This window comes from Thalassovita mediterranea (assembly GCA_019448215.1).
GTDB lineage: Bacteria > Pseudomonadota > Alphaproteobacteria > Caulobacterales > Hyphomonadaceae > Henriciella.
In genome coordinates this window covers 2,637,546-2,664,143 of the sequence record CP080408.1, presented here as the reverse complement: position 1 = coordinate 2,664,143, position 26,598 = coordinate 2,637,546, and the positions used below count along the sequence as shown (strand labels likewise).

21 protein-coding genes and 1 tRNA gene are annotated in these 26,598 nt (G+C 59.7%); 16 read left to right on the top strand and 6 right to left on the bottom strand.

Going from position 1 to position 26,598, the window contains the following annotated elements:
- The first annotated feature begins 100 nt into the window (after positions 1-100).
- Together KUV46_13010 and KUV46_13005 are read left to right on the top strand one after the other, a co-directional pair.
- Complete coding sequence (locus tag KUV46_13010; protein QYJ00248.1) at positions 101-601, top strand: hypothetical protein; 501 nt, start codon at positions 101-103, stop codon at positions 599-601.
- Entirely contained in the window at positions 598-1,242 is a 645-nt protein-coding gene (locus KUV46_13005) for a GNAT family N-acetyltransferase (GenBank protein ID QYJ00247.1), read from the top strand. The genes KUV46_13010 and KUV46_13005 overlap by 4 nt, the downstream gene beginning before the upstream one ends.
- 72 nt (positions 1,243-1,314) lie before the next feature.
- On the opposite strand, the gene KUV46_13000 is transcribed toward KUV46_13005, so the two are convergent.
- Entirely contained in the window at positions 1,315-2,184 is an 870-nt protein-coding gene (locus tag KUV46_13000; GenBank protein ID QYJ00246.1) for a LysR family transcriptional regulator, read from the bottom strand.
- A 98-nt stretch (positions 2,185-2,282) separates the two neighbouring features.
- Between KUV46_13000 and KUV46_12995 the strand changes: the two genes are divergently transcribed.
- The 3 genes from KUV46_12995 to KUV46_12985 are packed head-to-tail and all read left to right on the top strand — an operon-like array spanning position 2,283 to position 7,189.
- The gene (locus KUV46_12995; GenBank protein ID QYJ00245.1) at positions 2,283-3,857 is read left to right on the top strand and encodes an oxidoreductase; all 1,575 of its coding nucleotides are present in this window, start codon (positions 2,283-2,285) and stop codon (positions 3,855-3,857) included.
- A 21-nt stretch (positions 3,858-3,878) separates the two neighbouring features.
- Positions 3,879-6,299, top strand: coding sequence for a DUF2309 domain-containing protein (locus KUV46_12990; GenBank protein QYJ00244.1), 2,421 nt, complete (start codon positions 3,879-3,881; stop codon positions 6,297-6,299).
- Positions 6,242-7,189 (top strand): sulfate adenylyltransferase subunit 2, encoded by a 948-nt coding sequence (locus KUV46_12985; protein ID QYJ00243.1) that lies wholly within the window; start codon positions 6,242-6,244, stop codon positions 7,187-7,189. Before KUV46_12990 ends, KUV46_12985 begins: the two co-directional genes overlap by 58 nt.
- A 40-nt stretch (positions 7,190-7,229) precedes the next feature.
- On the opposite strand, the gene KUV46_12980 is transcribed toward KUV46_12985, so the two are convergent.
- Positions 7,230-7,319 (bottom strand) — tRNA-Ser (locus KUV46_12980).
- Between the two features lie 225 nt (positions 7,320-7,544).
- Here KUV46_12980 and KUV46_12975 point away from each other — a divergent pair.
- From KUV46_12975 to mazG, 8 genes are all read left to right on the top strand, one after another.
- Positions 7,545-8,624 (top strand): septal ring lytic transglycosylase RlpA family protein, encoded by a 1,080-nt coding sequence (locus tag KUV46_12975; protein QYJ00242.1) that lies wholly within the window; start codon positions 7,545-7,547, stop codon positions 8,622-8,624.
- Between the two features lie 168 nt (positions 8,625-8,792).
- The gene (locus KUV46_12970; protein QYJ00241.1) at positions 8,793-9,743 is read left to right on the top strand and encodes an SPOR domain-containing protein; all 951 of its coding nucleotides are present in this window, start codon (positions 8,793-8,795) and stop codon (positions 9,741-9,743) included.
- 90 nt (positions 9,744-9,833) lie between these two features.
- Positions 9,834-10,991, top strand: coding sequence for a D-alanyl-D-alanine carboxypeptidase (locus KUV46_12965; protein QYJ00240.1), 1,158 nt, complete (start codon positions 9,834-9,836; stop codon positions 10,989-10,991).
- Positions 10,988-11,611 (top strand): dTMP kinase, encoded by a 624-nt coding sequence (gene tmk / locus KUV46_12960; GenBank protein ID QYJ00239.1) that lies wholly within the window; start codon positions 10,988-10,990, stop codon positions 11,609-11,611. The genes KUV46_12965 and tmk overlap by 4 nt, the downstream gene beginning before the upstream one ends.
- Entirely contained in the window at positions 11,608-12,558 is a 951-nt protein-coding gene (locus KUV46_12955; GenBank protein QYJ00238.1) for a hypothetical protein, read from the top strand. The genes tmk and KUV46_12955 overlap by 4 nt, the downstream gene beginning before the upstream one ends.
- Before the next feature lie 10 nt (positions 12,559-12,568).
- A complete protein-coding gene (locus KUV46_12950; GenBank protein ID QYJ00237.1) occupies positions 12,569-13,342 on the top strand; it encodes a TatD family hydrolase in 774 nt (257 codons plus the stop codon).
- The gene (locus tag KUV46_12945) at positions 13,339-14,151 is read left to right on the top strand and encodes an MBL fold metallo-hydrolase (GenBank protein QYJ00236.1); all 813 of its coding nucleotides are present in this window, start codon (positions 13,339-13,341) and stop codon (positions 14,149-14,151) included. Before KUV46_12950 ends, KUV46_12945 begins: the two co-directional genes overlap by 4 nt.
- A 282-nt stretch (positions 14,152-14,433) precedes the next feature.
- Positions 14,434-15,243, top strand: a complete 810-nt coding sequence (gene mazG, locus KUV46_12940) for a nucleoside triphosphate pyrophosphohydrolase (protein ID QYJ00235.1) — start codon at positions 14,434-14,436, stop codon at positions 15,241-15,243.
- A gap of 12 nt (positions 15,244-15,255) precedes the next feature.
- Here the strand turns inward: mazG and KUV46_12935 are convergent, their stop codons facing one another.
- On the bottom strand, positions 15,256-18,675 hold the full coding sequence (locus KUV46_12935) for a DUF3971 domain-containing protein (GenBank protein ID QYJ00234.1): 3,420 nt from the start codon (positions 18,673-18,675) through the stop codon (positions 15,256-15,258).
- 80 nt (positions 18,676-18,755) lie between these two features.
- Here KUV46_12935 and KUV46_12930 point away from each other — a divergent pair, with 80 nt between their 5' ends.
- The 3 genes from KUV46_12930 (at position 18,756) to KUV46_12920 (ending at position 21,147) form a co-directional block, all read left to right on the top strand.
- On the top strand, positions 18,756-19,214 hold the full coding sequence (locus KUV46_12930) for a peroxiredoxin (GenBank protein ID QYJ00233.1): 459 nt from the start codon (positions 18,756-18,758) through the stop codon (positions 19,212-19,214).
- Between the two features lie 192 nt (positions 19,215-19,406).
- Positions 19,407-20,624: a M23 family metallopeptidase gene (locus KUV46_12925; protein ID QYJ00232.1), complete on the top strand. Its 1,218-nt coding sequence runs from the start codon at positions 19,407-19,409 to the stop codon at positions 20,622-20,624.
- Positions 20,608-21,147, top strand: a complete 540-nt coding sequence (locus KUV46_12920) for a polymer-forming cytoskeletal protein (protein QYJ00231.1) — start codon at positions 20,608-20,610, stop codon at positions 21,145-21,147. The genes KUV46_12925 and KUV46_12920 overlap by 17 nt, the downstream gene beginning before the upstream one ends.
- Positions 21,148-21,201: 54 nt before the next feature.
- Here the strand turns inward: KUV46_12920 and prfB are convergent.
- The 3 genes from prfB to KUV46_12905 all read right to left on the bottom strand — a co-directional run bounded on the left by prfB (position 21,202) and on the right by KUV46_12905 (position 26,240).
- A protein-coding gene (prfB, locus tag KUV46_12915; protein ID QYJ00230.1) for a peptide chain release factor 2 occupies positions 21,202-22,315 on the bottom strand; the annotation gives its coding sequence in 2 pieces (ribosomal slippage) (positions 21,202-22,245 and positions 22,247-22,315; 1,113 coding nt in all).
- 62 nt (positions 22,316-22,377) lie between these two features.
- A complete protein-coding gene (locus KUV46_12910; protein QYJ00229.1) occupies positions 22,378-24,960 on the bottom strand; it encodes a penicillin-binding protein 1A in 2,583 nt (860 codons plus the stop codon).
- A gap of 104 nt (positions 24,961-25,064) precedes the next feature.
- The gene (locus KUV46_12905; GenBank protein QYJ00228.1) at positions 25,065-26,240 is read right to left on the bottom strand and encodes an N-acetylmuramoyl-L-alanine amidase; all 1,176 of its coding nucleotides are present in this window, start codon (positions 26,238-26,240) and stop codon (positions 25,065-25,067) included.
- Positions 26,241-26,598: the final 358 nt, after the last annotated feature.

Genomic DNA, 26,598 nt, shown 5'->3' with positions numbered 1-26,598 from the left:
TCTCGCGTAAAGGGAGTTTTTCATGACCATTCACCGCACAGTTGTATCACAAACCGCCCGGCCATATTGCAACACATCTCCTGAACGCGTTGCGGCAATCATGGGAAAGTATTCTCTTCGCCGCGCAAGGCCCGGCGAGGTGATTGAGACGCTGAAACTGGGCGAAGCCCTTGTCGGCGGCGCGCTTGCAAGGCCTGAAGTTGTCGCAACCATCGACACGATCACCCAGATGACCATCTGGAACACAGGCGACCCGATTGCGGGCATCTTCCTGGTGGTGCCAGTCACTGAAGAGGGCAGGGGGGCTGTTGAAGATGGCAGCTTTAACCCGGCAGACCCGGCCATCCGCCACATCGCGCCGGCCAATACGCCAATCTTTGGCGTCTATTGCGGCATCTATGCCGGCGCAACACGAGAGGCTCGCAAATCCGTCCTCATGGCGGCAGGCGATTTGCGCCTGAATGCCTTCGCACCAGTGCCGACCTATGCCCGCGGCGCCACTGAAGACGGTGCCCGCTCCATGCTGACACTCGGCTACCGACCACTGCAGGGCGGCCTGAAAGACCTCTTCGTCTCCGACCCTGTGAGCGCCGACCAATGACGACACCACTCGCTTACCCGGCGACAGGCTGCAAAGCCCTGCGCCGCCCGCCTACACCGGACAGTTTTCGCGCCCTGCGTGTGCGCCCGGTACAGTCACTGGACGATCTCCAGCGTGTCTTCGCCATCCGCGCCGCTGTCTTCATGGCCGAACAGCGCTGTCCCTATGACGAGGAATATGACGGCAATGACCTTGCCGCGCTTCACCTGATCGCCTTCATCGGCCGCGAACCTGTCGGCACGCTGCGCCTCAGATGGTTTGCTGACTTCGGAAAGATTGAGAGGGTCTGCATCCTGCCTTCCATGCGGGGCAGGCACATTGAGCGCATCCTGCTCGCCCACGCGATCGAGATTGCCGCGCGCAAGGGCTACCGCCTGATGATTGGCCAGATCCAGGCGCGGCTCTGGCCGCTCTGGTCCCGCGTACTCCATTGTGAACTACAGGATGGCCGGGAGAGTTTCAGCTTTTCGGACTTCGAATATCTCGAGATCGACATCCCCGTGCCACGCCACCCCAACCCGCTCACAGCCGGAAGCGACCCCTTCATCCTCATCCGCCCGGAAGGTGACTGGGACCGGCGCGGCATTCTGGAAGAGTCTGCAGAAAGGTCGAGCAATCAGGACCGCGAAGAAGCCGCCTAGCAGCGAATCGACAGCCAATCGTATTGAGCCATCACTGGGCCGGCGTCCCTCCCACCAATCAACCGCGTCCGCTTAGCTCGTCCCGAATAAGGTCTCCAAAGCTGCATTTGGCAGGCGCTTTTTCATCGTGATTGCGGAAAACGTCTCGCGGACATTGCTTAGCTTGCATGCCTCAGCAAGCCGCCCATTTGCGAGTTCGTCCGTCACAACGATCGGCGGAAGGATGGCGAGCCCGATATCCTCACGAGTAAGCAAGCGCATCATCGCCATATCGTCAACTTCGGCCGCGATCGTTGGAGAAAGATTGAGCTGCTCGAAAAGGACGTCGACGCCGTTTCTGAAGCCGCTATCGGCGGTCGGAAGGATAACAGGCTCAGTAGACAGAAGCTCGACAAGATCTGACCTGCCAGACAGGCGCTCCGGCGTTCCAACCAGGCTGATTTCCTGTTCGGCCAAAATGCGCGATGACCAGGGCGTTGCAGAATCCCTGAGAGGCACCTGGTTGACGAGGACGATATCGAGCCGGTGCGCTTCAAGGCTTGCCAGTAGTTCCGCAATCGTGCCGGACCGGATGATGACCTCAACGTCGGGCGCCTGAACGACAGGTCTCAGAAATCCGATTTGGAAGTTGCGAGATAGAGTGGACAGTGCCCCGACCCTGAGGATCGTTTTCTGCTGGCGTTCCGAATGCCGGAGCCGGCCAACCATCTCCTCTCCGGCCGCAAAAATCGCGTCGGAGTGATCGAGCGCAATCTGGCCTGCTTCTGTCAGGACCAGTGACCGCCCGCGACGCTCGAACAGGTCATGGCCAAGACTGTCTTCAAGCTTCCTGATCTGGGTGGAGAGCGCCGATTGCGAGAGATTCAGAGATTCCGCGGCGCGTGTGAGGTTGCCTTCTCGAGCCACGATCCAGAAGTACCGAAGGTGATTGTAGTTCAGCATATTCGTTCTCCATAAAAGAACGATTTGGACGATATATTGTATTATACTAAACTATTTGCCTTTGATAGCGAGACGCCGATGAACAAGGAGACATCGGCATGTCCTTCGCCCCATTCCTCTTGCTGACACCCCCGCTAATTCTTTTGGGCACGGCTCTCGTGAGTTTCAGTCAGTCGGCTCCATACCCTCCAATTCGTAAGGCTGTGCCTTGGCTTGGTCTGCTGATCGCGCCGATTTCCGTCGGCGCGCTCGCCCTTTACCTCATGACCGGCGCATCGACGCTCGCAATCGGCCCAGGCGAATTTGTCTTGCTGACCCTGCGCTTCGACATTGTCAGCGCTTCTCTCGTCGCGTTGATCGGTTTCATCGGTTCGATCGTGCTCGCCTATAGCGGCCAATATCTGGAGGGCGAGGCCCGGCAAGGCCGTTTTCTCGGGCTGATGTCTCTCGCCATGGCTTCGGTCCTTCTGTTCGTGATGTCCGGCCATATCGTCCAGCTCTTCATTTTCTGGATGACGACCAGCTTCTTCCTTCACAAGCTGCTGCTGTTCTATCCTGATCGGCGGGGTGCACAGCGCGCCGCGAAGAAGAAGTTTCTCTTTGCTCGGGCAGGCGATCTCTTTCTGCTGGCCGCTGGTGTCGCTCTGTGGACGCAGTTCGGCACCGGCAACATTGCCGAAATCAACGCTATCGCACGCAGCGGCACTGAGCCTGGCAGCGCGATAATTGTCCTTGCCGCATTCCTTCTGGCCTGCGCCGCGCTTCTGAAGTCGGCCCAGTTTCCATTCCATGGCTGGCTGACCGAAGTGATGGAGACCCCGACGCCTGTTTCTGCGCTGCTTCACGCGGGTATTATCAATGCAGGCGGGTTCCTTCTGATCCGCTTCGCGGACGTCATGCTACTCGCCCCAGGTGTCCTTGCCATGCTGGTGATGATCGGGGGCTTTACGGCGCTCTTCGCGGGCCTCGTGATGCTGACCCAGCCTGCGGTGAAGACATCACTCGCATGGTCGACCATAAGCCAGATGGGCTTCATGATCTTCCAGTGCGGCCTGGCGCTCTTTCCGCTCGCACTTCTGCATATTGTGCTGCACTCGCTCTACAAAGCGCATGCCTTCCTGAACTCTGGCGACGCAGTGCGGCAGGTCGCGTCAATTCGCCGGCCAGGACCGATTGCCGTGCCTAGCCTCAAGGCCGTGGGCGCGTCTTTCGCCATCGCGATCGGCATTTACGCGGTCGTAGCGCTTACACTCGGGCTCGATGGCAAGTCACCACAGGCCATCGCACTTGGCGCCATCCTCGTCTTCGGCGTTGCCTACATGCTGGCGCAGGGTCTTGCAGGAAAAGCACCCCGGCAGCTCGGGCTGTACACGGCCGGCTACGCGGTAGCGACAACGCTCGCCTATTTCGGGCTCCAGACACTGGCGACGCATCTCGCCTATCCATCCCTGCCGTCCACACCTGCGCCAGACGGTCTTGGCTGGGCAATGATCGCGACCGCTCTGTTCAGCTTTGCTGCCACGGCATTCGCACAGGCCACATTCCCGCTCTGGGCGGACCACCCCGCCGTTCGCGGCCTTCGCGTCCATCTCACGAACGGATTTTACATAAATGCGGTCTGGGACCGGCTGCTCGGCGGCTGGAACCAGCGGTCCAGCGTCCCCCGCAACTAGCCACATCTCGGTTCAAAAAGGATGACCTCCATGTCCACGACCAAATCAAAGAAGAGCGCCCAGATTCGCGCACTCGTCGACACTGCAGCGCGCACCATTCCGCCAATGTGGCCGCTCGAAGCGACCGTTGCCGTGAATCCCTTCCTCGGCGCGAACACGAAATCCCTCGATGCGACAGCTTCGGTCTTCGCCCCCATAACCGGTCAGGCACTGACTATGCAGCCAAGCTGGTTTCAGGAAAAGCTGGAAGCAGGCGAGGTAAAGGACGAAGATCTGAACGCCGCCCTGGAAGCATGCGGCGCGCCATCAGACGTCTCGCCAGCGGATATCCGGAACCGCCTGTCCAAGCTGGTGGACCGCGCACCTGCACGCATTCCCACTGTGCTAGATCTCGCCGCATCGCCATCAAATGTAGACCTTCGCGGCGTCATGACGGACCGCGTAACCGCCTGGGCAGCAAACTTCTTCGACCAGGGGCAGGCGCTCTGGCAGATTACCGACAAGGGTGCGGCCTGGGCGTCCTGGCGCGACTACGCAACCAATGACCTCACGCCCGAAATTCTGGGGCTTGAAGGCTTTTGCGCTTTCGCGAGCCGGCTGACAGATGATGTGGAGACCTTTATCGGCGAAGCGCTCGATGAACTTGGGGTCTCGGGTAACGCGGCCGAGATCTACCTTACACAGATATTGTTTGACCTCGGAGGCTGGGCGCAGCTCGGCCGTTACCGCCTCTGGCAGGCGGAGCTGGCCGGGTCTTCTGACCCGATCATGGGTGATCTGCTCGCGATCGGGCTCGCCTGGGAAGTCTTTGCCCATCGCGCCGCGAGCAGCGAAATTATGCTCGACTGGAAACGCGCCAACAAGGCCCGCGAGCGGGCAGGAGAGGTTGGACAGGACTTCTGGCTACTCGGCTGTCTACAATTTGCGCTCGACCATGCTGAGCAAAGACGGCTCGCTGGGCTTTTATCCGCGCCGTCGGTGGCACAAAACGCCGAAGCCCGGCCGCCACTACAGGCCGCCTTCTGTATCGATGTGCGGTCAGAGGTCTTCAGACGCGCGCTGGAAAGCGTGAGCGAGACGACAGAAACACTCGGATTTGCTGGCTTTTTCGGCCTCGGCATCGATCACAGGTCCTTCGCGTCCGACGTTCACGAACGCCGTCTTCCCGTTCTGCTAAATCCGGGCCTGGAAACCTTTGAGACAGGTGAAGATGAAATCAGCGAAGATCGCGCCAAGCGTTTCCGCCTCCGCGCTGTCAGGGCCTGGGGGCGCTTCAAGCTCGCCGCGGTTTCATCCTTCGCATTCGTTGAATCGGCAGGGCCGATATACGTGCCAAAGCTCCTTCAGGGCGCCCTTGGCTTGAAGTCGGGCAACAGCAAAAACGGACCTGCGCCAAAGCTTCACCCCTCGGTTACGCTTGAAGTCAAGGTGGATGCAGCTCACTCAATCCTCAAAGCGATGTCGCTGACGCAGAATTTCGCGCGTCTCGTGCTGCTCTGCGGACACGGCGCCTCTGTGGTGAACAATCCGCATGCGAGCGCTCTGCAATGCGGTGCGTGCGGCGGTTACAGCGGCGAGGTAAACGCGAGGCTTCTCGCTGGCCTGCTGAATGAGGAAGCGGTCAGGCAAGAGCTGTCGACGCGCGGCATCGACATTCCAGCTGACACCTATTTTGTTGGCGGGCTACACGATACGACATCCGACACCGTCACCATCTATGATGACGGCAAGGCATCAAGCCACTCCAAAGACATCGAAGCGGCCAGGCGCCTCCTTGCCGAGGCTGGCAAGCTCGCCCGGGCGGAACGCGCGGCGACTTTGCCGAGCGCATCGCAGTCAGCAAGCCTCCTGAAACGTGGACGCAGCTGGTCGCAGACCCGCCCGGAATGGGGACTTGCCGGCTGCAGCGCATTTATAGCGGCGCCGCGCGAGCGCACACTCGCAAAGGACCTTTCTGGCCGTTCATTTCTCCACTCTTATGACTGGCGCGAGGATAAGGACTTTAGCGTTCTGGAGCTGATCCTGACAGCGCCGGTGGTCGTCGCCAGCTGGATCAGTCTGCAATATTACGGTTCGTCCGTTGCGCCTGACCTGTTCGGCGCGGGCAACAAGCTGCTCCACAATGTCGTTGGCGGTGTCGGCGTCCTGGAAGGCAATAGCGGCACGCTCAGGGCAGGGCTTCCCATTCAGTCCGTCAGTGACGGGCTGAAGCTTCGCCACACGCCGGTCCGCCTGTCTGTATGTGTCGAGGCGCCCCGCGAAGCGATCAGCGCAATCCTTGCGAAACACGACGACGTCAGAGCCCTGTTCGACAATCACTGGCTCCATCTATTCGCCATGGATGACAATGGCGCGCTGGCCCACCGATACGACGGCAAAGGTGGATGGCAGCCAGCCTTTTCAGCTCATCACGCAGCGGCTCCAACAGGGGCGGCTGCGTGAGCGGCCTGACGCACCTTGAACGGCTTGAAGCTGAAGCGATCCTGATCCTGCGAGATGGGGTGGCTGAGGCTGAACATCCGGTACTGCTCTTCTCGGGCGGCAAGGATTCGACCGTTCTTGCTCATCTTGCCTTGGAAGCGTTCTACCCGTCGCGCCCGCCCATGCCGCTCCTGCATGTCGACTCTACCTGGGAGTTTCGAGAGGTCGTCTGGTTCCGGAACCAGTTTGCCGCTGAGAACCAGTTTGAGCTCGTCCTCCACCATAATGAGGAAGGCCGCGCGCAAGCCCTGAACCCGATTGATCATGGCAGTATGTACACAACAGTGATGCGCACCGACGCGCTCAAACAGGCGCTCGATGCCGGCGGGTACGACGTCATATTCGGGGGCGCACGACGCGACGAGGAGGCGAGCCGCGCGAAGGAGCGGATCGTATCTGTCCGAAATGCCGGGCATGGCTGGGACCCGCGAAAACAGCGGCCCGAACTGTGGTCGCAATACAATTGGAGACGGTCATCCGGTCAGACACTACGGGTGTACCCTCTATCGAATTGGACCGAATTCGATTTGTGGGCCTACATCCTTCTGAAAAACATCCGGATCTGTCCGCTTTACTTCGCCGCAGAGCGTCCGGTGTACGATCAGGAAGGCACACTCATTGTCATAGATGATGAAGATCGCGCCAGAATGCTTGGCCTGTCGATATCACGCATGGAGAAGGTGAGATTCCGCTCACTCGGTTGCTGGCCAGTGACAGCGGCTGTCCCGTCAGAAGCAAGTGAGTTGTCGTCAGTCGTCAAAGAGACGTTCTCTAGCCGTGTGTCGGAACGCAATGGACGTGTAAGCGATGAGGGGTCGCTCGAAAACCAGAAGCGGACGGGCTATTTTTAGGAGCCTAGTATCCGCCCGGCAGCTATCAGTCAGTCAGTGATGGCGGAGGGACGGGGATTCGAACCCCGGGAACGCTTGCACGCTCGCTAGTTTTCAAGACTAGTGCATTCAACCACTCTGCCATCCCTCCGCGTGGGGCGCTGTTTCTGACATTATGCAGGCAAATGCAATAGCAGTGCTGAACCTCATTTCCGCCTTAATCTGAGGCGACCTCACTGCTCAGGATCCCGATCAAAGAAACCCTTTGTTTGGAATTTGCACCGTAATTTGAACCACTGGGGAGGCGAATAGAGCTGTTGCTTGCGCAAGCAGGTTTCGGCCAGAGCTCAACCCGCGCATCAAACGAGGTCCCAGAGTGACATCGATTCCTGTGTCAGCCCGCTACTTCACGAGTGCCATCGCCCTGTGCCTGATGTCTGTTCCAGCGTCAGCGGACACCGTCGATTTCGACGCGTCGCGCCCGGGGACGGCGCCGGAATTCTCGGCGCCGCTGCTGAGCCCGGTGAATGCGAAAACCTCATTCGTGGCTGCCAAGGAAAGCGGCAAGGCATCCTGGTACGGCCGCGCGTTCAATGGTCGCCCAACGGCGAGCGGTGAAATCTTCGATGCTGCGCAACTGACAGCGGCCCATCCAAGCCTGCCGCTGCCAAGCCTCGTAAAGGTCACGAACCAGTCCAATGGCCGGGAGATCGTCGTCCGCGTCAATGATCGCGGACCTTTCACGGGCGGCCGCATCATCGATCTGTCGCGCGGCGCAGCTGAAACACTGGGTATGATAGAGCAGGGGGTTGCAACGGTTACGCTGGACTATCTCGGCCCAGCACCTGCGAAACAGACGGTTCAATACGACACCACAAATCAGTACGCGGCGAACACCGAGACGAACACTTGGCCAGAGCCAGAGAGCAGGGGAGCTCACCCGACCCTCTATGACGACACGCTTCTTGGCGGTGTCGAGCCGTCGCTCGGCGTGCCTGATCCCGGCAAGTCCACTCCAACGCCGGCGCAACTTGGCAATCCGGCCCCTCTCGCAGCGCCAGTGACGCCGCCAGTGACCCCGACCGTCAGCGCCGCGCCTGATCAGGTCGCAAGCTATCAGCCGCGCCCGAATGATCTTCGCCCGGTTGTAGCGAGTGATCTCGCCGCCATTCCGGAAGCGCCTCAATCGCCTCCAGAGCAACCTGTCGTACAGGCAGTCGCAAGCGGCCCTCAGCTCTACGTGCAGGTCGGCTCATTCACGCGCATCAACAATGCGCAGGACGTCTCGCAACGTCTCGCCTCGAGCTTCCAGACCGATATCGAAGCCGTGCGCATCAACGATGCCGACTATTTCCGCGTGTTTGCAGGTCCCTTTTCGACACGCGAAGCCGGCGAGCGCGCGCGCCAGGATCTCAAATTGCTGGGTCTCGGCGAGGGCTTCATCGTAAGCCGCTAGAGCAGGGGCCAATTCGTAATCAAAAGCCTACCGCAATAGGCCAGAACTTTCAGTTAGCCTTCAACAGACCTTTCCCTTGTTGAGCTAGCGTCATCCATGACCGAATAAATCGGTCCGTGCGTCGGCAGAATGTCGGACACGAAAACATGACTTCAGAACGAGGTTACCATGGTCTTGAATGCCAATACTGGTCTGCGCGCGCTTGCGGCCACAACACTTTTAGCTTCCATCGTTCCAGTATTTGCACAAGCAGGGCCGCGCGAAGCTGCCCCGATTGATTTCGTGCGTCTCACGTCTGTAGAGCAGTCGAGACGAGCGCCGGTGACAGCGCGCGTCGGCACGACAACGCCCCGGTTGAACCCCAAAGCCGTCCAGGACACCTGGCGCGGGCCTGTCACCAACACGGGGTCCGGGTCCTTGCCGCAGGTCCGGCGCAGGATCGAATTTGCCTACCCCGGCAGCGTTCGAACGCCCGTATCAGTTCGCCCGACTTCGCCAACGAGCACGCCTCTACCGGAACTTGGCGGTGCGGTCATGAATGAGGTCGCAATTTCCTCTGCACTTTCCCGTTCTGGTGAACGAATGGTCGCCGGCCATCCGAGTTTGCCGTTGAACAGCCTCGCCCATGTTCGTAACCCGCAGAACAATGCCGAACTCGTCGTCCACATTACCAGCCGCACATCGGCCCGGCGTGAAGAGACTTTGACCCTGTCTCCCGACGCTGCCGAGCTACTCGGCATTTCGAGGCCCTTTGGCGCCCAGGTCATGGTCGAGAACCTCGGTCCCGGAGCGCCAGCCCGCGCAGAGGCCGAGCCCGCTCCGCAGGTTCTGCAAGCCAGCTTTGACCGTGAAATCCCGGTCGAGCGTCAAACCTCACCACCCCCCGCATCTGGCTCGCTCTTCGTCCAGATTGGCTCTTTCACAGAGCGAAACAAGGCGAGTGACGTTGCTAGCCGTATTGGCGGCGGACTATCGAGCGAGTTGCAGGCGGCGAATGTGAGAGGCCAGACATATCACAGGGTCATGGTCGGCCCGTTCCAGTCGCGCGATGCGGCGGACAGAGCCCGCGCCAGCCTGCGTCAGCTCGGCTTTCGAGACGGCTTCGTCACGTCTGGCTGATACAGCCTCCTGCATTGACCCGGGTTCCAAAACGCCGTCTGTGGTCTAGGTTATCGCTTCACCGCGTTACCTATTCCCGGAGACCCGAAAATGCTTCGCCCGAACCTGCTTGCCGCCCTCTCTGTCCTCGCAGCTGCGGCGCTGCCGGCATCTGCCCAGTATATCGACACTGAAGCAGAATACGCCGTCATCATGGACTATGAGACCGGCGACATCCTGTTCTCCAAGCGCGGCTCTGAGGCCATGATTCCGGCCTCCATGACCAAGATCATGACGGCGCACGTGGTCTATGACGCCATTGAGCGCGGCGAGATCTCGCTCGACGACGAACTGGTCGTCAGCGAACGCGCCTGGCGCGAAGGTGGCTGGGCCACGGGCGGCTCCACCATGGGCCTCAAGATCGGCGAAACGCCAACGGTTGAACAGCTCCTTCGCGGCGTGATCGTGCTATCGGGCAATGACGCGTGCATCGTTCTGGCCGAAGGCCTCGCAGGTTCTGAAGAGGCATTCGCCGACCGGATGACCGACCTCGCTCATGAGCTCGGTCTGTCTTCAGCCAACTTCAAGAACGCCAGCGGCCTTCCCGCCGACGGCCATGTCATCTCGGCAGCAGACCTCGCAAAACTCGCCGCCCTCGAAATCCGCAAATACCCGGAATACTACAAATACTATTCCGAGCTGGAGATGACCTGGAATGGCATCACCCAAGGCAACCGCAACCCGCTCCTCTATTCGATGGAAGGCGCAGACGGCCTCAAGACCGGCCACCTCGAAGTCTCCGGCTACGGCCTTACCGCGTCTGCTGAGCGCGACGGCCAGAGAATGATTATGGTGCTGAACGGTCTTCCAAGCTCGCAGGCCCGCGCGGAAGAGTCCGAGCGCCTAATGCGTCTTGCCTTCACCGCTTTCGACACGCGCACCGTCGAACCTTCGGAAGAGGCATTTGCCGAACTTCCAGTCTGGAGTGGCGAGGCCAGCACTGTTGGCGTCCGCCTCGAGCAGCCGCTTCGCGTCGCAGGGCACAAGCGCGCCTTCGATGAGGCGTCGACCGAAATCGTCTATGATGGTCCGCTCTCGGCACCGATCGAAGAGGGCCAGCAGGTCGCCACGCTGGTGATCACCATGGAAGGCCGCGACGAACCAGTCACTGCGCCCCTAATCGCAACGTCTTCTGTCGAGAAGCTCGGCTTCATGGGTAAGGCGATTGCCGGGCTCAGCCTTAAAATGGGCGGCGCTGCTGACCAATGAGCCGTCGCGGGCGGTTCATAACGATTGAGGGCGGCGAAGGGACGGGTAAGTCCACGCTGATTGCAGGCCTAGAAACGCATTTCCTTGAAAGCGGCCAGCCGGTCACCGTCACACGGGAGCCGGGCGGCACGCCGCTTGCGGAAACGCTGCGCGGTCTTGTCCTGTCGCCCCCATCCGACACGCGCTGGAGCGCTATGAGCGAAGCCTTGCTCGTCTATGCTGCTCGACGTGATCACCTAGAGAAGCTGATCGAACCGGCGCTCGCAAAAGGCGAGAACGTCATCTGTGACCGGTTCGCTGACTCCACGCGCGTCTACCAACGGCTTGGCGGTCTGGCGCCAGCCGTCATCGAAATGCTGGACGACCTTGTGGTGGGCGAGCAGCAGCCTGACCTCACCCTCGTTCTGGACGGTCCCGTCGAAGAACTGATGGCGCGGCGCAAGGCGCGCGGCGGGTCAGACGTCTTCGAGGCCATGCCGCTCGATTTCCACAAGGATGTTCGGCAAGGCTTTCTTGATCTAGCCGCGGCTCATCCAGACCGCTGCAAGGTCATCGATGCAACGCAGCCGGAAGCCGCAGTTCTCTCCGACGCGCTCAAAGCGATTGAAGACGCCTCATGAGCGGAGAGGTCGCGCTCCCATTGTTCGGCCACAAGGCCGCGCAGGACAAGTTCCTGAAGGCGATGGATGGCGGGCGCCTTCACCACGCCTGGATCATTGAAGGGCCGTCAGGCATCGGCAAGGCGCGCTTTGCGCTTCGTCTGGCCGCCATGCTGCTCGGCGCCAAACCAGCAGATGAGGATGACAGGGCCGGTGCGGCGACATCTGACCCCGTCATGCAGAAGGTGCTCTCATCCGGACATCCGGACCTGAAGCACGTCCAGCGCGCGGTCGGCGACAATGGCAAGCTGAAGCAGGACATTGCGGTCGACCAGATCCGCGAGCTCAACCAGTTCTTTTCTCTGAAGCCTGCGCTTGGGGGCTGGCGCATCGGCATTCTCGATTCCCTTGATGAGATGAATGCCAATGGCCGCAATGCGCTGCTCAAGACGCTGGAAGAGCCACCGCCACGCGCGATGCTGTTCCTGATCTCTCACGCGACAGTACCCGTGCTTGCGACGATCCGGTCACGCTGTCAGTCACTTCGGCTGACCAGTCTTTCCAAGGAGGAGACGCTGCAGGCCTTGCAGGCGCAGGAGGTTGAATCGCCGCAGCAGGTCGCGGACCTCGTGGCCGGCCGGCCGGGGCGCGCAGAGGCGCTGACCGGCCCCAAAGTGCTGGCAGCCTCACACGCCGCACGAAGCTTTCTGAAAGCCCTGCCAAAGCCTGCCGACGCCGTTCTCTCCACAACGATACAGGCCGCTGCAGAGGACGAAGCCGCTTTCGGCGTGTTCGCAGAAGAGCTTATGAGCTGGGTCAGCGAAAAGGCTGAGGCATCGCCAGCCTGGTCGGATATCTGGTTCCAGCTCCACAATATCGTCGCCTCGCAGCGCAATCTGCACATGACACCCGTTCAGGCCGCATCAAAGCTCGTCTCGACCCTTCAAACCGGAACCGGGAAGGTCTAAGTCGCAGCCCATGTTCGATACGCATGTAAACCTGCACGCCGAGGCGTTCGAAGAGGACCGCGAAGAGGTGCTTGCGCGCGCGCGGGAAGCTGGCATCCGGCGCTTCCTCGCGATTTGCGATCGCTTCGATAATTATCCGGCCGTGAAGGCTATCGCAGATGCGAATGACGACATCTGGAACACGGTAGGCGTCCACCCACATCACGCCAAGGACTTTCAGGATCTCACCGTCGAAGACCTCATCCGCGCGGCAGGGGACCCGTGCACGGTCGCCATCGGGGAGACCGGCCTCGATTTCCACTATGGCTATTCGGCAGAGGCCGAGCAGGTCGCGAACTTCCGGCGCCACATCGCAGCGGCGCGCGAAACCGGACTGCCTCTGGTGGTTCATACGCGCGAGGCCGACAGCCTGACGGCAGATATTCTGGAGGATGAATATAAGAACGGACCGTGCGGTATCCTTCTTCATTGCTATACGGGCGGCCAGGAGCTTGCGGACCGCGGCCTGGCGCTCGGCGCATATTTTTCGGTGTCCGGCATTCTGTCCTTCAAGAATGCGAAGGATGTTCGCGCCGTCATCTCCACCATTCCGCTGGACCGCATTATTCTTGAGACGGACTGTCCGTATCTAGCGCCTGTGCCTTATCGCGGGCGGCGCAATGAGCCTGCCTATTTGCCATATGTCGCCGATGCTCTGGCGGCACTTCACGACAAGTCGCGCGAAGAAATAACTTCAATATGCGAAGATAATGCATTGACTTTATTCAATAAAGTGACTACATGAGCAGAACCGGGCGCTTCACATTCCTCGGAACAGGTTCCTCCGGCGGCGTACCACGCGTCGGGAATGACTGGGGCGCATGTGACCCGAATGAGCCGCGCAACAGGCGCAGACGTTGCTGCGTTCTCGTCGATGCAGGCCCTTTGGATACACCTGACAATTGCACACGCATCCTGATCGACTCATCACCGGAACTCCGTGATCAGTTGCTTGACGCCGAGGTCCGTCATCTGGACGCGCTGGTCTACACGCACGACCATGCAGACCAATCCCATGGCATTGACGACGTCCGGGCGCTGGCACTGCGCATGCGCAAGCGCGTGCCGACCTATCTCGATGCTCGCACCGCTGCGACGCTGACGAAGCGCTTCGGCTATTGTTTCGAGGGGCATGGCGGCTATCCACCCATCCTTGACCGCCAGGACGATATCGTTCCGCTTCAGCCATTCAGTATCGACGGAGAAGGGGGGCCGGTAACCCTCCTGCCAGTTGAACAGATGCACGGACGGATCATGAGCCTCGGTTTTCGCATCGGGAACCTCGCTTACTGCAACGACCTGCACGATTTTCCGCCTGAAAGCCTCGAAGCGATCGCTGGCGTCGATAATCTGATCCTCGACGCGCTACGCTACACCGAACATCCGAGCCACGCGCATCTGGACCGCGCACTCGGTTGGATCGAACAGCTCGCGCCGAAGAAAGCATGGCTCACAAATCTTCATATCGATCTTGATTACCAGACGCTCTGTAATGAGCTGCCTGCGCACGTACGGCCTGCCTATGACGGCCTCGCCGTCGATTTCGAGCTCTGACCGCATCTCGCAATTTCCCATAATATTGATTATACGATTTTTGTTATGAGCGGCGCGACCACATCCCCGGCCAGCTTATCCTAAGCCTTAAGCGAGATGTTGAACGACGCTCATGCTGGCGCCAACAGCGTCTCGCGCAGCTATGATTGACGCGTGCGGCGCAGCGCCGTCTCATATAGAAACCGCCCTATCGGGCTTTGAACCGAGCGGTCCAACTGGGCCTGTTAACGTCTCGGATATTCGTACGAACCGCCAATCATCAAACCGGAGCGCCAGCTTTTCATGACAAAACACTCCGACAGCGAGTTTGAACGCCTCAAATCCATCATGCAGCAATTGCGTAATCCTGATGGTGGTTGCCCCTGGGATCTGGAGCAGACTTTTGAGACCATCGCGCCTTACACGATCGAGGAAGCTTATGAAGTCGCCGATGCGATCGAACGTGAGGATTTCGGCGACCTAAAAGACGAGCTCGGCGACCTTCTCCTGCAGGTCGTTTTCCACAGTCAGATCGCTCAGGATTCCGGACTTTTCGACGTCGAGGACGTCGCCCGGAGCGTCAATGACAAGATGGTCCGGCGCCATCCCCATGTCTTCGGAGATGCCGAGGAACGCGACGCCGATACGCAGACCGAAGCGTGGGAAGCCATCAAGGCGCGTGAAAGGGCCGCCAAGGGCGCCGTCACTGAAGACACGTCTGCACTTGCTGGCGTCGCCAAGGCACTTCCAGCGCTCATGCGCGCCGAGAAGATCCAGAAACGCGCCGCCCGCACGGGCTTTGACTGGACCGAGCCGCGCGACATCCTGTTAAAGCTTGATGAGGAATGCGACGAAGTTCGGGAAGCCATCGATAGCGGCGACCTGGATGCTATCGAGGACGAGATCGGCGACCTTCTCTTCGTGGCGGCCAATCTCGCGCGGCGCTTCAAGCTTGATCCGGAAATTGCGCTTCGCCGGTCCAACGCCAAGTTCGAACGCCGGTTTCGCGCAATGGAGCAGCTGGCGACCGATCAGGGAAAAATATTCAGCGAGCTGTCACTCGACGATCAGGGCGCGCTCTGGGACGACGTCAAACGCCTCGAGAAAGGCTGAGCCGAGGCCCGTCTAGTTCGTCTCTGAACCAGGTGCCGGCGCGATAAATTCTGCGTCCGGCATCGGCGGCGCTGGCGGTGTCTTGTCTGGATCGACAGGAATCCCCTCCGGGATCGATGTGTCGGCCGGGTTTTCGAAGATACGGCGCAGGATACCTGGCGTCACGGCTGACAGCGGGTTCACAGCGACCTGCGCGCGGTCAGTCGTACCGCGCACCGAATAGGTCAGCGAGAAGATCCCCTCGCCTTCGCGGCCCACGAACAGATCACCGATGACTGGCACGCCGCCCAGCATGGAATTCATGCCAAAGCTCGGCACCAGAACGCCGCTTAGGCGGATTTCATCGCTCTCCTGCTCGAACCAGCCATTGAGTGTCAGGCCTAGCGCCGGACCGTTAGCACGCGCGCCTTCGATCACAAACCGTCCGGACTGGATGGCGACCGGCACGCTGATATCGGTGAACAACACCCCTTCCCCGCTCAACGTATCGGCAAGGCCACGCAATGATGCCAGCGAGAGCACCTGAGTCAGGAATGGGGCATCGCGCATCCGCACGTCGGAGAGCTCCAGCCGAAGCCGTGCTGGGTCTGATCCGCGCGCGAGGTCGCCGTTTAGGCTGAGAGAACCCCCAGTCAGGAAGTCCTGACGCAGCAAGGCCCGCATGAAAAAGCCCGCATCATCGCTGTCGAGACTGATGCGCGCAGGCTCTTCGGCGGTCGGGCCGATATAGACGGCGCTCATCTTGCCGCCGGACTCGATTGTGCCGTCAGCACGCACTTCACGTACGCCCGTTTCTGCGCTCACAAAGCTCAAGGAAGCCTCTTCGAGGTCGAGACCGCGACGAAGGCGCAGCGTGTCGAGGTTTGCAGTCAGCGTGACCGGCAGGCTAATGCCAGACGCATTGCCGCCCATGGACGCAAAGTCCCCAAAGAAGGCACTCGCATCAAGGAACGCACCGTTCAGTTCGCTGACGAGCTTTCCATTCGGCTCAACCCGGACGCTGCCGCTCACATCCATGAAGCCATCATGATAGGCCTCGCGAACCTCCAGCGACTGCAGCCGCCCGGCCTTGGACAGGACAACATCACCATCAAAGCGGGCCTTCTCGCTTAGAAAGCGGAAGGTCGATGCGTTCGTGTCCGATTTCGCGTCATAGGAGAGTGTCGCGCGCGCCGGTTCTCCCACTGGCTTGATGTAGCCGATCTCGGAGATATCGATGCGCGACTGCTGGAGTTCGAAACCGACCTCGACGCCGGCGATACCGTCCGCGGCTACCTGGGCCTGAAGCTCGACCGGGATGTCCTCAGACACATAGGCCCTGCCGACCACACCAAAACGGTTCAGGAAGTCAGGCGAAACGAACGCGCTCGCTGAAAGATCAGCCGTGTCGCCGCCATCATTGAACTCATCTCGCCATGTAAACTGCACCGGCGCCGGGCCGAGATCGCCAAAACCTGTCATGACGAGACGCATATTCTCAAGTGACACATCTACGCGCATATTTGTGAGGTCGAGCCCCGGAAGCGCCTCAGCGAGCGTGCCGTCAGTCACTTCGGCCTCGACAGATATCTGCATGTCCTCAACTGGGACATCATCCAGCGCCGGGCGCAGCAATTCGATGCTCGCCGTGGCGTCACCGGAAAAGCGCTCCGGATCCAAAGCGTCCGGATTGTCGCGCATGAGGCGGGATTCCGCGATATTGCGCATCACATTGACGAGCGGCCCCTGCCCTCTGGCCGAAACACGGAACAGCTCCCCCTTCGGATTGAAACGCGGAAAGTGAACGCTGCCCTCGCTGAGAACCCAGCCATCATAACTGCCTTCGCTCAGCTGCACCTGGAAGCCATTTCCCGTCAGGCGGCCGCTACCGGTCGCATCGGTGACGGGCGGCAGATCATTTAAAAACTTCACAGCAGCGTCTTCGATGAAAAACCGGACAGCCAGATCCTCGTCCCGCAGGAAGCCTTCCTCGAAACTGTCCCGCTGCAGCTTCAGCTGATAGCTCGCCGCAGTTACACGGCCGTCCAGCACCCGGTTACGGGCAAAATCCCTCGCGCCCCTGCCAAGTGTTTCAGGCCAGAAGGCCAGAACCTGGTCCTTGGTGATCGTACCGACCGCTTCGCCTTCCGAGGTGATTTGAAAGGGCAGCTCGCCCTCTTCCGGCTCACTGACTGGCGCGATATCCGCGGTGCCGACAAATTCTATGCCGCGCGTCTCGACATCATAAGCCGACAGCGAAACGGCTGTCGTTTCCATGTCGAGCGTGCCCTGCAAGGCGACGCGGTCAAGCTGCCAGACGTCAGGAAAATATGGCGTGAAATCAAGAGACGTGCTGTCGGAAACGAGATCGAACGCGATCGTGCCGTCCTGACGAACCAGCCCGTCAATCCAGCCGCTGAAGACGCCGTTAGCCCGCTCGGTCTCGATCCCGAGATCGCTGAAGGCCAACCGATCCTCTGCCGGCGCATAGGCGGCATCGAAGCGCAGCGCCTCGAAATCGAGATCGCGCCCAGCGAGCGTCACCCTGCCCTCTTCGGCGTCGGCTGCAAGGCTCAGCCCCGCAATGCCTTCGTCCTCGATATAGGTCAGACCAATCGTGATATCGGCCGGAAAGCCGGTCACCAGCGTCTCGCCAGCCCCGAACCGGCTCGCGAGATCGCCAATGCTCCAATTCGTTATGCCGACCTTGAAGTCGAGGTCAGTGTATCCATCAGGCACACTAAGCGACGTGGTGAGGTCACCTGGAAGCCCGATCCCTTCCCCGCTTCCGGACAGGGACGCCTCAAGTCCGGAACCAGTCTGATCGAAACGGCCGCTCGCCTCGTCCATGACAGCGATGACGCCGCCTTCCTGGTCGAAAAAGCGGAGCTCCATGTTCTCGAATGCAGCAACCTCGAGCGACGTCGACGTCTTGCTGGCTTTCAGGCCCTCGAGAAGGCTCGCAAGCGTTGTGTTGGAGAGCGTCAGCCACCCTTCAGGCGTTGTCGGCAGCTCGCGCGCTTCGAATTCCGGCAGCGGTTCGCCAGCAAACGTCCATTCAGTTGGTGAGATATTGCGCACATCTGCCCAACCATTGCGCAATTGTGTTTCTGTCACCTCGACCCGGCCAAAGATGAGCGAACCCGCATCAAGCGTAATGACGGCCTGCTCTGCTTCGCCTGCGAGCTGCCCGTCATTATCTGCGAGCTTGAGCCCGCTGGCTGCAAAGATCATCCGCCGGTCGGCGGGCGACCATTGAAGCGCCAGACGCTCAATATCGACGTCCCTGCCATCACGTGCGGCAACAAGGGCTTTTTCGACTTCATCCTTGAAAAGACTGAGTTCTACCGGCCCCCGCGACAGCATATATGCAAGCGCCACAGCCCCCGCGATCGCCAGCAATAGAATGCCGCCAATGATCTCGAGTGTAACTACAGCTGCAGTCTGTCGCACCAAGGCCCGATTGTCTCCTTTACGTCAGCCGGTAGGCTCGACTTAATCTTTCAATACAGCAGAAATAGGACAATCCAGCGATGTCATCAGTAATATCTGCAGGCGATGCAGCTCCGAAAGTTCACCTTGAAACCACCAGCGGCAAGGTTTCAATTCTAACTGACAGCGGGCGCGGCCTGATCCTTTTCTTCTATCCGAAAGACAACACGCCCGGATGCACGAATGAGGCCAAGGATTTTACAGCGATGAAAGACGCCTTCGACAAGAAGGGCTTCGACATAATCGGGGTTTCGCGCGACAGCCTCTCGTCTCACGAGAAGTTCATTGAGAAACAGGAGCTTAGCATTCCGCTTGCGACCGATGATGACGGATCCGTTTGCGAAGCCTTCGGCGTCTGGAAGGAAAAGAATATGTATGGCCGCAAATTCATGGGTATCGAACGCTCTACTTTCGCTATTGGCGCCGATGGCATGATTATTGAAAGCTGGCGGAAGGTACGTGTGAAAGGACACGCAGAAGAAGTGCTGTCTGTACTTTAACCATTTGTGCATCGAAGCAGTCAAAGTTCAGGTGAACTTGGTAAAATTTTTTATCAATTGTGAGAAAAATGCGGCAGCTTTCGGGATTTGCCCTTTTCGGGCGCGAACAAATTGCGTTAAACATTTGCGTGAGGGTGAGCTGTGGATAAATTCACGGCCAGTGTAAAAGTACCAACAGAGGCGGGGCCGTCTATGAAGCGAAAGACGATGAAAATCGGGGAGCTTTTCAGTCGCCTGTTTCCGGAACGGCAAATTTACCATCGCAGCGGCGGCACCGTCCGCTACTTCACCGTCTCTCCTCTCCAGCAATCTGTCCTTTCCATAGCGATCGCCGCCGTTGTCGGCTGGACGCTCTACGCAACGGCCAGTCTCGTCTTTATCCCGAACAGCACGCTTTCTGCCCAAGGCCAGCAACAGATCGACAAATATGAGCGCTGGGTGCAGGAACTTCGCGCCCGGGACGCGCTATCCCGCTCGCAGCTCGTTGAGCGCACCGAAGCCTTCCAGGAAGCCACGGTCAGCTTTGAACAACGCCATCGCACGCTCGAAGTGATGCTGGATTCCCTTCGCAATGGCGGTGAGCTTGAAGTCGCTGCCCTTCGCGGCGATGGCAGCGCGCTTCTCGTAAATGCATCAATTGAAGAAGCGGACCGTCGCCAGGCCCGCACCAGCGGCGAATATGAAGAAGCCAGCGCCTCCAATTCCGGTGTTCGTGGCCAGATCGCAGAACTCCAGCGGGAACAGCAGGCCTTCCTCGATGAAGTCGAGGACATTGCCATTGAGCGCGCTGAGGCCGCACGCGGCGTTCTTCGCCTGACCGCTGTCGGCACCAACCGCATTGCTGAGACCCGCGAAATGGGCGGACCGCTCGTCCCATTCGCCAATCTTGCTTCAGGCAACTTCGATACACCTGAAGAAGCAATGTTTGCCGAGCGCGTCGCACAGGTCGCCGCCCGCATGGAAGAAGCCCGTTTTTATCAGTCCGTCGTGTCCACCCTGCCGCTGGCCGATCCGGTTGGCGTTCCGTCGCGTCTGACCTCTGATTATGGCCTTCGCGTCGATCCGTTCAATCAACGTCCAGGCTGGCACAACGGCGTGGATGTCGGTGCGTACTGGAATGCGCCGATCACGGCGACCGGCCCCGGCGTGGTCAGCTTTGCTGGCACAAAATCGGGCTATGGTCGCATCGTGGAGATCGATCACGGCCACGGCTTCAAGTCACGTTACGCACACTTAAGACGCATCAATGTCGATAAAGGTGATACAGTCGCAATTGGCGATGTTGTGGGTGCCATGGGCTCCACAGGCCGGAGCACCGGCCCGCACCTTCACTACGAAGTCTGGTTTAACAACAAACCATACGATCCAGTTGAGTTTCTGAGGGCAGGTAAACATGTTTACGAAGAATAAGGACGGCGCATCCGCACAGAGCTATGTGCCACCAGCGGATACGAGCAAGACAGCTCCAAGCCGGACCGGTACCCGCTCTACAGGCGTCGCTTCCATTATTTGCAACGATATGGAAATCAAAGGCTCCATCAATTCCGAAGGCGCCCTGCACATTGACGGCGTTGTCGATGGCGATGTGACCGCTGGCGACATCACGATTGGCGCCACCGGCAAGGTCATCGGCGAAGTCAAAGGCGAAGCGGTCAAGGTCAAAGGCGAAGTGCTCGGCTCCATCCGCGGTCGCCGCGTTGAGCTTGAGACCGGCGCCCGTGTTGAAGGCGACATCCTTCACGCCTCTCTCAGCATCCAGCCGAACGCCATCTTCGAAGGCCAGGTCAAGCACGCTGAGGACCCACTGAAGACGTCCGCGCCAAAGGCAGCACGTCCAGCTGGTAGCGATACGTCATCGTCCGCAGCGAAACCGGCTTCGGCGGAAAGCAAGCCAGCCAGCACCACCAGCGCACACGGCTCTGCCCTGTCCTGATCTGGAAATGAATTGAGAAGTTTAGGCGGCCGCGCAGATTGCGCGGCCGTTTTCTTATGCGTCTTCGCTGCTTCCGGCAGACACATTGTGAGCAAGTGACGCACTCAGGAAGCCATCAAGATCGCCGTCCAGCACACCACCCGTATCCGACGTTTCATGCCCCGTGCGTAGATCCTTGATCAGCTGATAAGGCTGCAGGACGTAGGACCGGATCTGGTGCCCCCAGCCGATGTCCGACTTGGAGTCGTGGCTATCCTGCGCAGCTTCGCGGCGCTTCTGGAGCTCCAGCTCGTATAGCTTTGAGCGCAGCATCTCCCACGCCTTCGCGCGGTTCTGGTGCTGCGAGCGGCCTGCCTGACACGCGACGACGATCCCCGTCGGCTCATGCGTCAGGCGGACAGCCGAGTCCGTCTTGTTGACATGCTGACCACCAGCTCCGGAGGAACGGTAAGTGTCAGTCCGCACATCTGACGGATCAATGTCGACCTCGATCGTCTCGTCGATGACCGGTGACACCGTGACAGAGGCAAATGATGTGTGACGGCGCGCGGAAGAGTCGTAGGGCGAGATCCGCACGAGGCGGTGAACCCCGGACTCCGACTTCAGCCATCCATAGGCGTTGAGGCCAGAGATCAGCAGGGTCGCCGACTTGATGCCGGCTTCTTCACCGTCATGCGCGTCGACTTCCTCAACCTTGTAGCCGCTGCCTTCTGACCAGCGCACATACATGCGCCGCAGCATGGACGCCCAATCCTGGCTTTCCGTGCCCCCTGCCCCGGCGTTGATCTGCAGGTAGCAATCATTGGAATCGGCTTCACCAGACAGCAGCGCCTGAAGCTCAGCTTTCGCCGCGCGCTCACGCGCCCGCTTCATATTGGCAGAGATGTCGTTAATGAGATCATCGTCGCCATCGGCAAGCTCGAGCAGTTCGCGGCCGTCGGCGGCCTCCTGCTCCAGCTCCTGAACCGTATTGATCCCGGTCTCCAGCTGCTGGCGCTCAGCCATCAGCTTTCGGGCCTTTTCAGGATCATTCCAGAAGTCTGGTTGTTCCGACAGCGCGTTGAGCTCGTCTAGGCGTTTCTGGGCGACGTCCCAGTCAAAGACGCCTCCTCAGCAGCGCGGAGGACTGCTCAATTTCGTCAATAAGCGAGAGAATTTCTGTCGACATAAGATTTTCTATGTTTTCAGTTCGTTACAGGGTGGCCGGAATGCACAAATCTGTCACCCCGGTCAATAAATCCCACCCAGATTTTCATCGGCGACATCATCGCGGTCCTGCGCATCCGATATGCCATTCTGGCCAAAGCCTTCTGATGAAGGATCTGCAAGATCACCAAACACGCCGCTGGTCGCACCCTGATTGCCAGAGATGGAGAAGCCGTCCTCTTCATCGAACACCGCGCCCGGCTCAGTGCCTGGCCGGAAGGCCTCGACGATAATCTCACCCGATCCGGATGTCGGCAGACCGCCCGTGTCGTGATCGACCGAAACAAGCCGCACGCCCGGTGGAATACGGAACGGCATGGCCGGTGCATCCTTCAGCACTTCTTCCATGAAGCTGACGAAAACTGGCAGCGCCGTGGAGCCGCCAGACTCACCATTGCCGAGCGTCTGCGGCTGGTCAAAGCCGACCCAGACACCCACCACGAGGTCAGGCGAGAAGCCATAGAAGAGCGCGTCGAAATAGTCGTTCGTCGTACCGGTCTTGCCAGCAAGCGGCTTGTTGAGGGCCGCAGCACGGCGAGCGGTACCACGCTCCACGACGCCTTCCAGCATGTGCACGATCTGGTAAGCGATCACCGGATCAATCAGCTGCTCGCGATTATCTTCAAGCTCAGGCGGCGGCTGGCCCTCCCAGCTTTCTGCAAGGCAGTCTTCGCAGGCACGCTGATCATTGCGGTAAAGCGTGTCACCATAGCGGTCCTGAACCCGGTCCAGCATGGTCGGCGTCACTTCCTTGCCGCCATTCACGAAAGCCGCGTAGCCCGCCGCCATACGCCATGGCGTCGTCTCACCGGAGCCAAGCGCCATGGCCGGGAAGCGCGGCAGGTTCTCATAAAGCCCGAAGCGCTCAGCCAGGCCAGAAATGTCGTCCATGCCAATATCGACGGCGATACGCGCGGTCACCTGGTTGAATGAGCGCTCGAGCGCGGTCCGCATGGTGACTTCACCATAGCTGCGACCCGCCGAATAGTTTTGCGGTTTCCACGTTGTGCCGGAGCCTTCATCATAATAGACGAATGGCGAATCCAGCATCTGCGTCGAAGGCGTATAGCCGTTTTCCAGCGCCGCCGCATAGACGAACGGTTTGAAGGACGAACCCGGCTGGCGCATGCCCTGCGTCACCCGGTTGAATGGGCTCTTGAAGAAGGAATAGCCGCCAACCATCGCCATCACCCGGCCCGTATGCGGGTCGAGTGCGATGATTGCGCCTTCAACTTCTGGCACCTGCTTCAGGCGGGCGGACTCAGACGGTACCGAGATCCAGTCTTCTTCATTGCGGCGCTCACCCTCCGCGGCAGGCTCAGCGCCTTCGCGCAGCGTTTCAGTGCGCTCGACATCGACGAGGATTACGTCGCCGCGGGCAAGGCCTTCGCCGCCATCCGGGCGGTCCCACCCACGGGCCCAGCGCACATCTTCTTCAGGGATACGTGTTGTGCGGCCGTCATTGAGAATGATGGTCGCCGCATCGCTGGAGATTTCACGCACCATGCCAGCTTCCCAGTCACCATAGCCGGCAGGACGTTCGACTTCCTGCAGCTGGGCAGGCACATCACCAGATGCGTCAATCGACGTGAATGGGCCGCGATAGGAGTGGCGGCGGTCATACGCCTCAAGCCCTGACTGAAGCGCGGTCTGGGCGGCCAGCTGCATCTGCGTATCCAGCGTCGTGCGGATGGAAAGGCCGCCGCGTTCCAGGGCTTCCTCGCCATACTCATCAATGAGTTCCCGGCGAAGCTCCTGCACGAAATAGGTTGCGGCCGCATATTCGGGGCCACGCAGGCGCTCGACGACTTCAAGCGGCTCAGCCTTGGCCTCTTCGGCCTGTTCTTCGGTGATGTAACCGTCCTCGACCATGCGGTTGAGAACATAGTCGCGGCGCGCCAGTAGCCTTTGCGGGCGCCGGTACGGGTTCACCGTCGATGGTGCCTTGGCCAGAGAGGCGAGGATCGCAGCCTCTGAGAGGTTCAGCTCAGGCAGCGACTTGTTGAAATAGATGAGCGCAGCAGAGCCAACACCATAGGCGCGCACGCCGAGATAGATCTCGTTGAGATAAAGCTCGAGGATCTCGTCCTTGGTGAAGGTGTTTTCCATGCGGCGGGCGATGATCGCCTCTTTCACCTTGCGCTCAATGCGCTGGTCGCGCGTCAGCAGCATGTTCTTGGCGACCTGCTGGGTGATTGTCGAGCCGCCCTGAAGGTTGCCATCGCTCCCCGACAGCTTGATCTGCGCGGAATTGATCGCGCCGCGCATGATGCCGACATAGTCGAGGCCGCCATGCTCGAAGAACTTCTTGTCCTCAGCGGCGACGAAGGCCTGCTTCACATGGTCAGGTATGGATTCGATGGGCACGAAGACGCGGTGTTCGTCTGCAAACTCGGCTATGAGCGTGCCGTCACCCGCATGGACGCGCGACGTGATGGGCGGCTCATAATCAGCAAGACGCTCATGCGATGGCAGGTCGCGCGCAAGCGATCCAACCCAGATCATCAGGGCAATGAAGATTAGGGCGCCAATGATGAAGAGGCCGATCGCGACACGGCGCGCCAGCTTCCAGGTCAGATAGCGTCTCCAGACCGGCTGTTCACTCATACAGTTTTCCGTCCCTGCCCAGTATTGGATTTGCGATAGCCTCGCTTCGCACCATTAATTGTCGAGAGTAAGGCGTGCTGGCGGCAGACGGAAGCCGAAAGACGCTAATTTACTGCAGTGTGCGCGGCTGGGCGGTCGAAATAGGCGTCGATTGCGCGTGCAATCGCCTTCGCAGAGCGCTCCCGCCCATCAGCTGAGGCTAGACGCGCTGCATCCGCGCGATTCGTCAGGAAGCCGACTTCGATCAGCACGGCAGGCACGTCTGGCGCGAGCAGGACAAAGAAATTCTCCTGTCGGTGACTATTGCGGACAATCGGGCCGGCAGAGGCAAGCTCCGGAATAAGGATTTCGGCAAAGATGGATGAATTGGTCTTCGTCTCGCGCTTGGTGAGATCGGTGAGGATGCTCGCTACTTCGCGAGAGGTGCCATCCTCGACAGGCAGACGCCAGCCATACTTGCTGGACACGGGATCGACGCGGCTCTGCCCCCGCGTATTGAGCGTATAAACGGTTGCGCCAGCCACGGAATGGTTTGCGGCGGCATCGGCATGGATCGAGATGAAGAGATCGGCGCCCCAGTTGCGGGCCATCGTCACGCGGTCTTCGTGCTCAATATAGGTGTCGCCCTCGCGGGTCAGGTGCACCGTATATCGCCCGCTTGTTTCCAGAGCCGCTTTGAGCGCCAGCGCGGTTTTCAAGACGACATCTTTCTCACGCGTTTTGTCGGCGGCCAGAGCGCCCGGGTCGTGACCACCGTGGCCGGGATCGATAACGATGACCTGCTTTTCTGGTGGCAGCGATGCCACGGCCATCTCGCCCGCCTCTGGCACTTGCCCTACCCCGAAAGCGGCGCGGCGGTCGACATCAATCGCTGCGTCCCGGTCGAAACGGTCGGGCGAGACGCGAACAAGGTCGATGACAAGCCGGTGGCGTGGATCGGAAACGGTCGGCCCGATATTCAGGGCGCGCGACACAGTCACAGCGTGGGAAAGATGAAACGCGACCCCTTTCGAGGAGACCTCATAGGTCGTCACAGCCCCAGCCGGCGGCGGCGTATTGGCGGCATCGCTGATCCGGAAATCATGAAGATCGACCGCAACGGACCGCATGCCTGTATCACTGAGCGAAAAAATGCCATGCGCCAGTTCGCCGTCGGCGGCCAGCGTAATTCTGGTATACTCGCCTGCGCCCTCGACGCGGATCTCGTTGATCTCGGTCGCAAAGGCGTGGCCGACCACGCCCGCAAGAAAGCCGATGATGAGAAAAAGTGTTCGAAACATCTCGCCCACAGCCTGCTGGAAATTGGATTAATCGCGTAACCCAGAGTCTGCACAGCCTTCATTAATCAAGCGTTTACTGTCGCTGCTTGCGATGCCTATTTTGGCATTCTCTGATTTTATAGCTTTTCTTTAGCGTCGGCTTTCGGCATGGTCAGACGGACCTCTATTTGGAGGCCAAGACCATTTCCCAGATGGTATGCGAACGGAACCACTCCGCGCATGGCCTGATCGGACACGGAACAACTTGTAATGTATCTTTCGCCACTGAAAGCATCGTCGAGACTAGCGCCTACTGGCGCGCAGACGCGCTGGCGCAGGATATCCCGTCACAACTTAACTGGCGTTCGCTGCAGCACGG

Coding starts and splice junctions, on each gene's coding strand:
- mazG (QYJ00235.1), top strand. CDS start 14,434: ATGACAAAACACTCCGACAGCGAGTTTGAACGCCTCAAATCCATCATG.
- KUV46_13000 (QYJ00246.1), bottom strand. CDS start 2,184: ATGCTGAACTACAATCACCTTCGGTACTTCTGGATCGTGGCTCGAGAA.
- KUV46_12990 (QYJ00244.1), top strand. CDS start 3,879: ATGACCTCCATGTCCACGACCAAATCAAAGAAGAGCGCCCAGATTCGC.
- KUV46_13010 (QYJ00248.1), top strand. CDS start 101: ATGGGAAAGTATTCTCTTCGCCGCGCAAGGCCCGGCGAGGTGATTGAG.
- KUV46_12920 (QYJ00231.1), top strand. CDS start 20,608: ATGTTTACGAAGAATAAGGACGGCGCATCCGCACAGAGCTATGTGCCA.
- KUV46_12945 (QYJ00236.1), top strand. CDS start 13,339: ATGAGCAGAACCGGGCGCTTCACATTCCTCGGAACAGGTTCCTCCGGC.
- KUV46_12965 (QYJ00240.1), top strand. CDS start 9,834: ATGCTTCGCCCGAACCTGCTTGCCGCCCTCTCTGTCCTCGCAGCTGCG.
- KUV46_12985 (QYJ00243.1), top strand. CDS start 6,242: ATGGCAGCCAGCCTTTTCAGCTCATCACGCAGCGGCTCCAACAGGGGC.
- KUV46_12905 (QYJ00228.1), bottom strand. CDS start 26,240: ATGTTTCGAACACTTTTTCTCATCATCGGCTTTCTTGCGGGCGTGGTC.
- KUV46_12910 (QYJ00229.1), bottom strand. CDS start 24,960: ATGAGTGAACAGCCGGTCTGGAGACGCTATCTGACCTGGAAGCTGGCG.
- KUV46_12950 (QYJ00237.1), top strand. CDS start 12,569: ATGTTCGATACGCATGTAAACCTGCACGCCGAGGCGTTCGAAGAGGAC.
- KUV46_12930 (QYJ00233.1), top strand. CDS start 18,756: ATGTCATCAGTAATATCTGCAGGCGATGCAGCTCCGAAAGTTCACCTT.
- KUV46_12955 (QYJ00238.1), top strand. CDS start 11,608: ATGAGCGGAGAGGTCGCGCTCCCATTGTTCGGCCACAAGGCCGCGCAG.
- KUV46_12995 (QYJ00245.1), top strand. CDS start 2,283: ATGTCCTTCGCCCCATTCCTCTTGCTGACACCCCCGCTAATTCTTTTG.
- KUV46_13005 (QYJ00247.1), top strand. CDS start 598: ATGACGACACCACTCGCTTACCCGGCGACAGGCTGCAAAGCCCTGCGC.
- tmk (QYJ00239.1), top strand. CDS start 10,988: ATGAGCCGTCGCGGGCGGTTCATAACGATTGAGGGCGGCGAAGGGACG.
- KUV46_12970 (QYJ00241.1), top strand. CDS start 8,793: ATGGTCTTGAATGCCAATACTGGTCTGCGCGCGCTTGCGGCCACAACA.
- KUV46_12925 (QYJ00232.1), top strand. CDS start 19,407: ATGAAGCGAAAGACGATGAAAATCGGGGAGCTTTTCAGTCGCCTGTTT.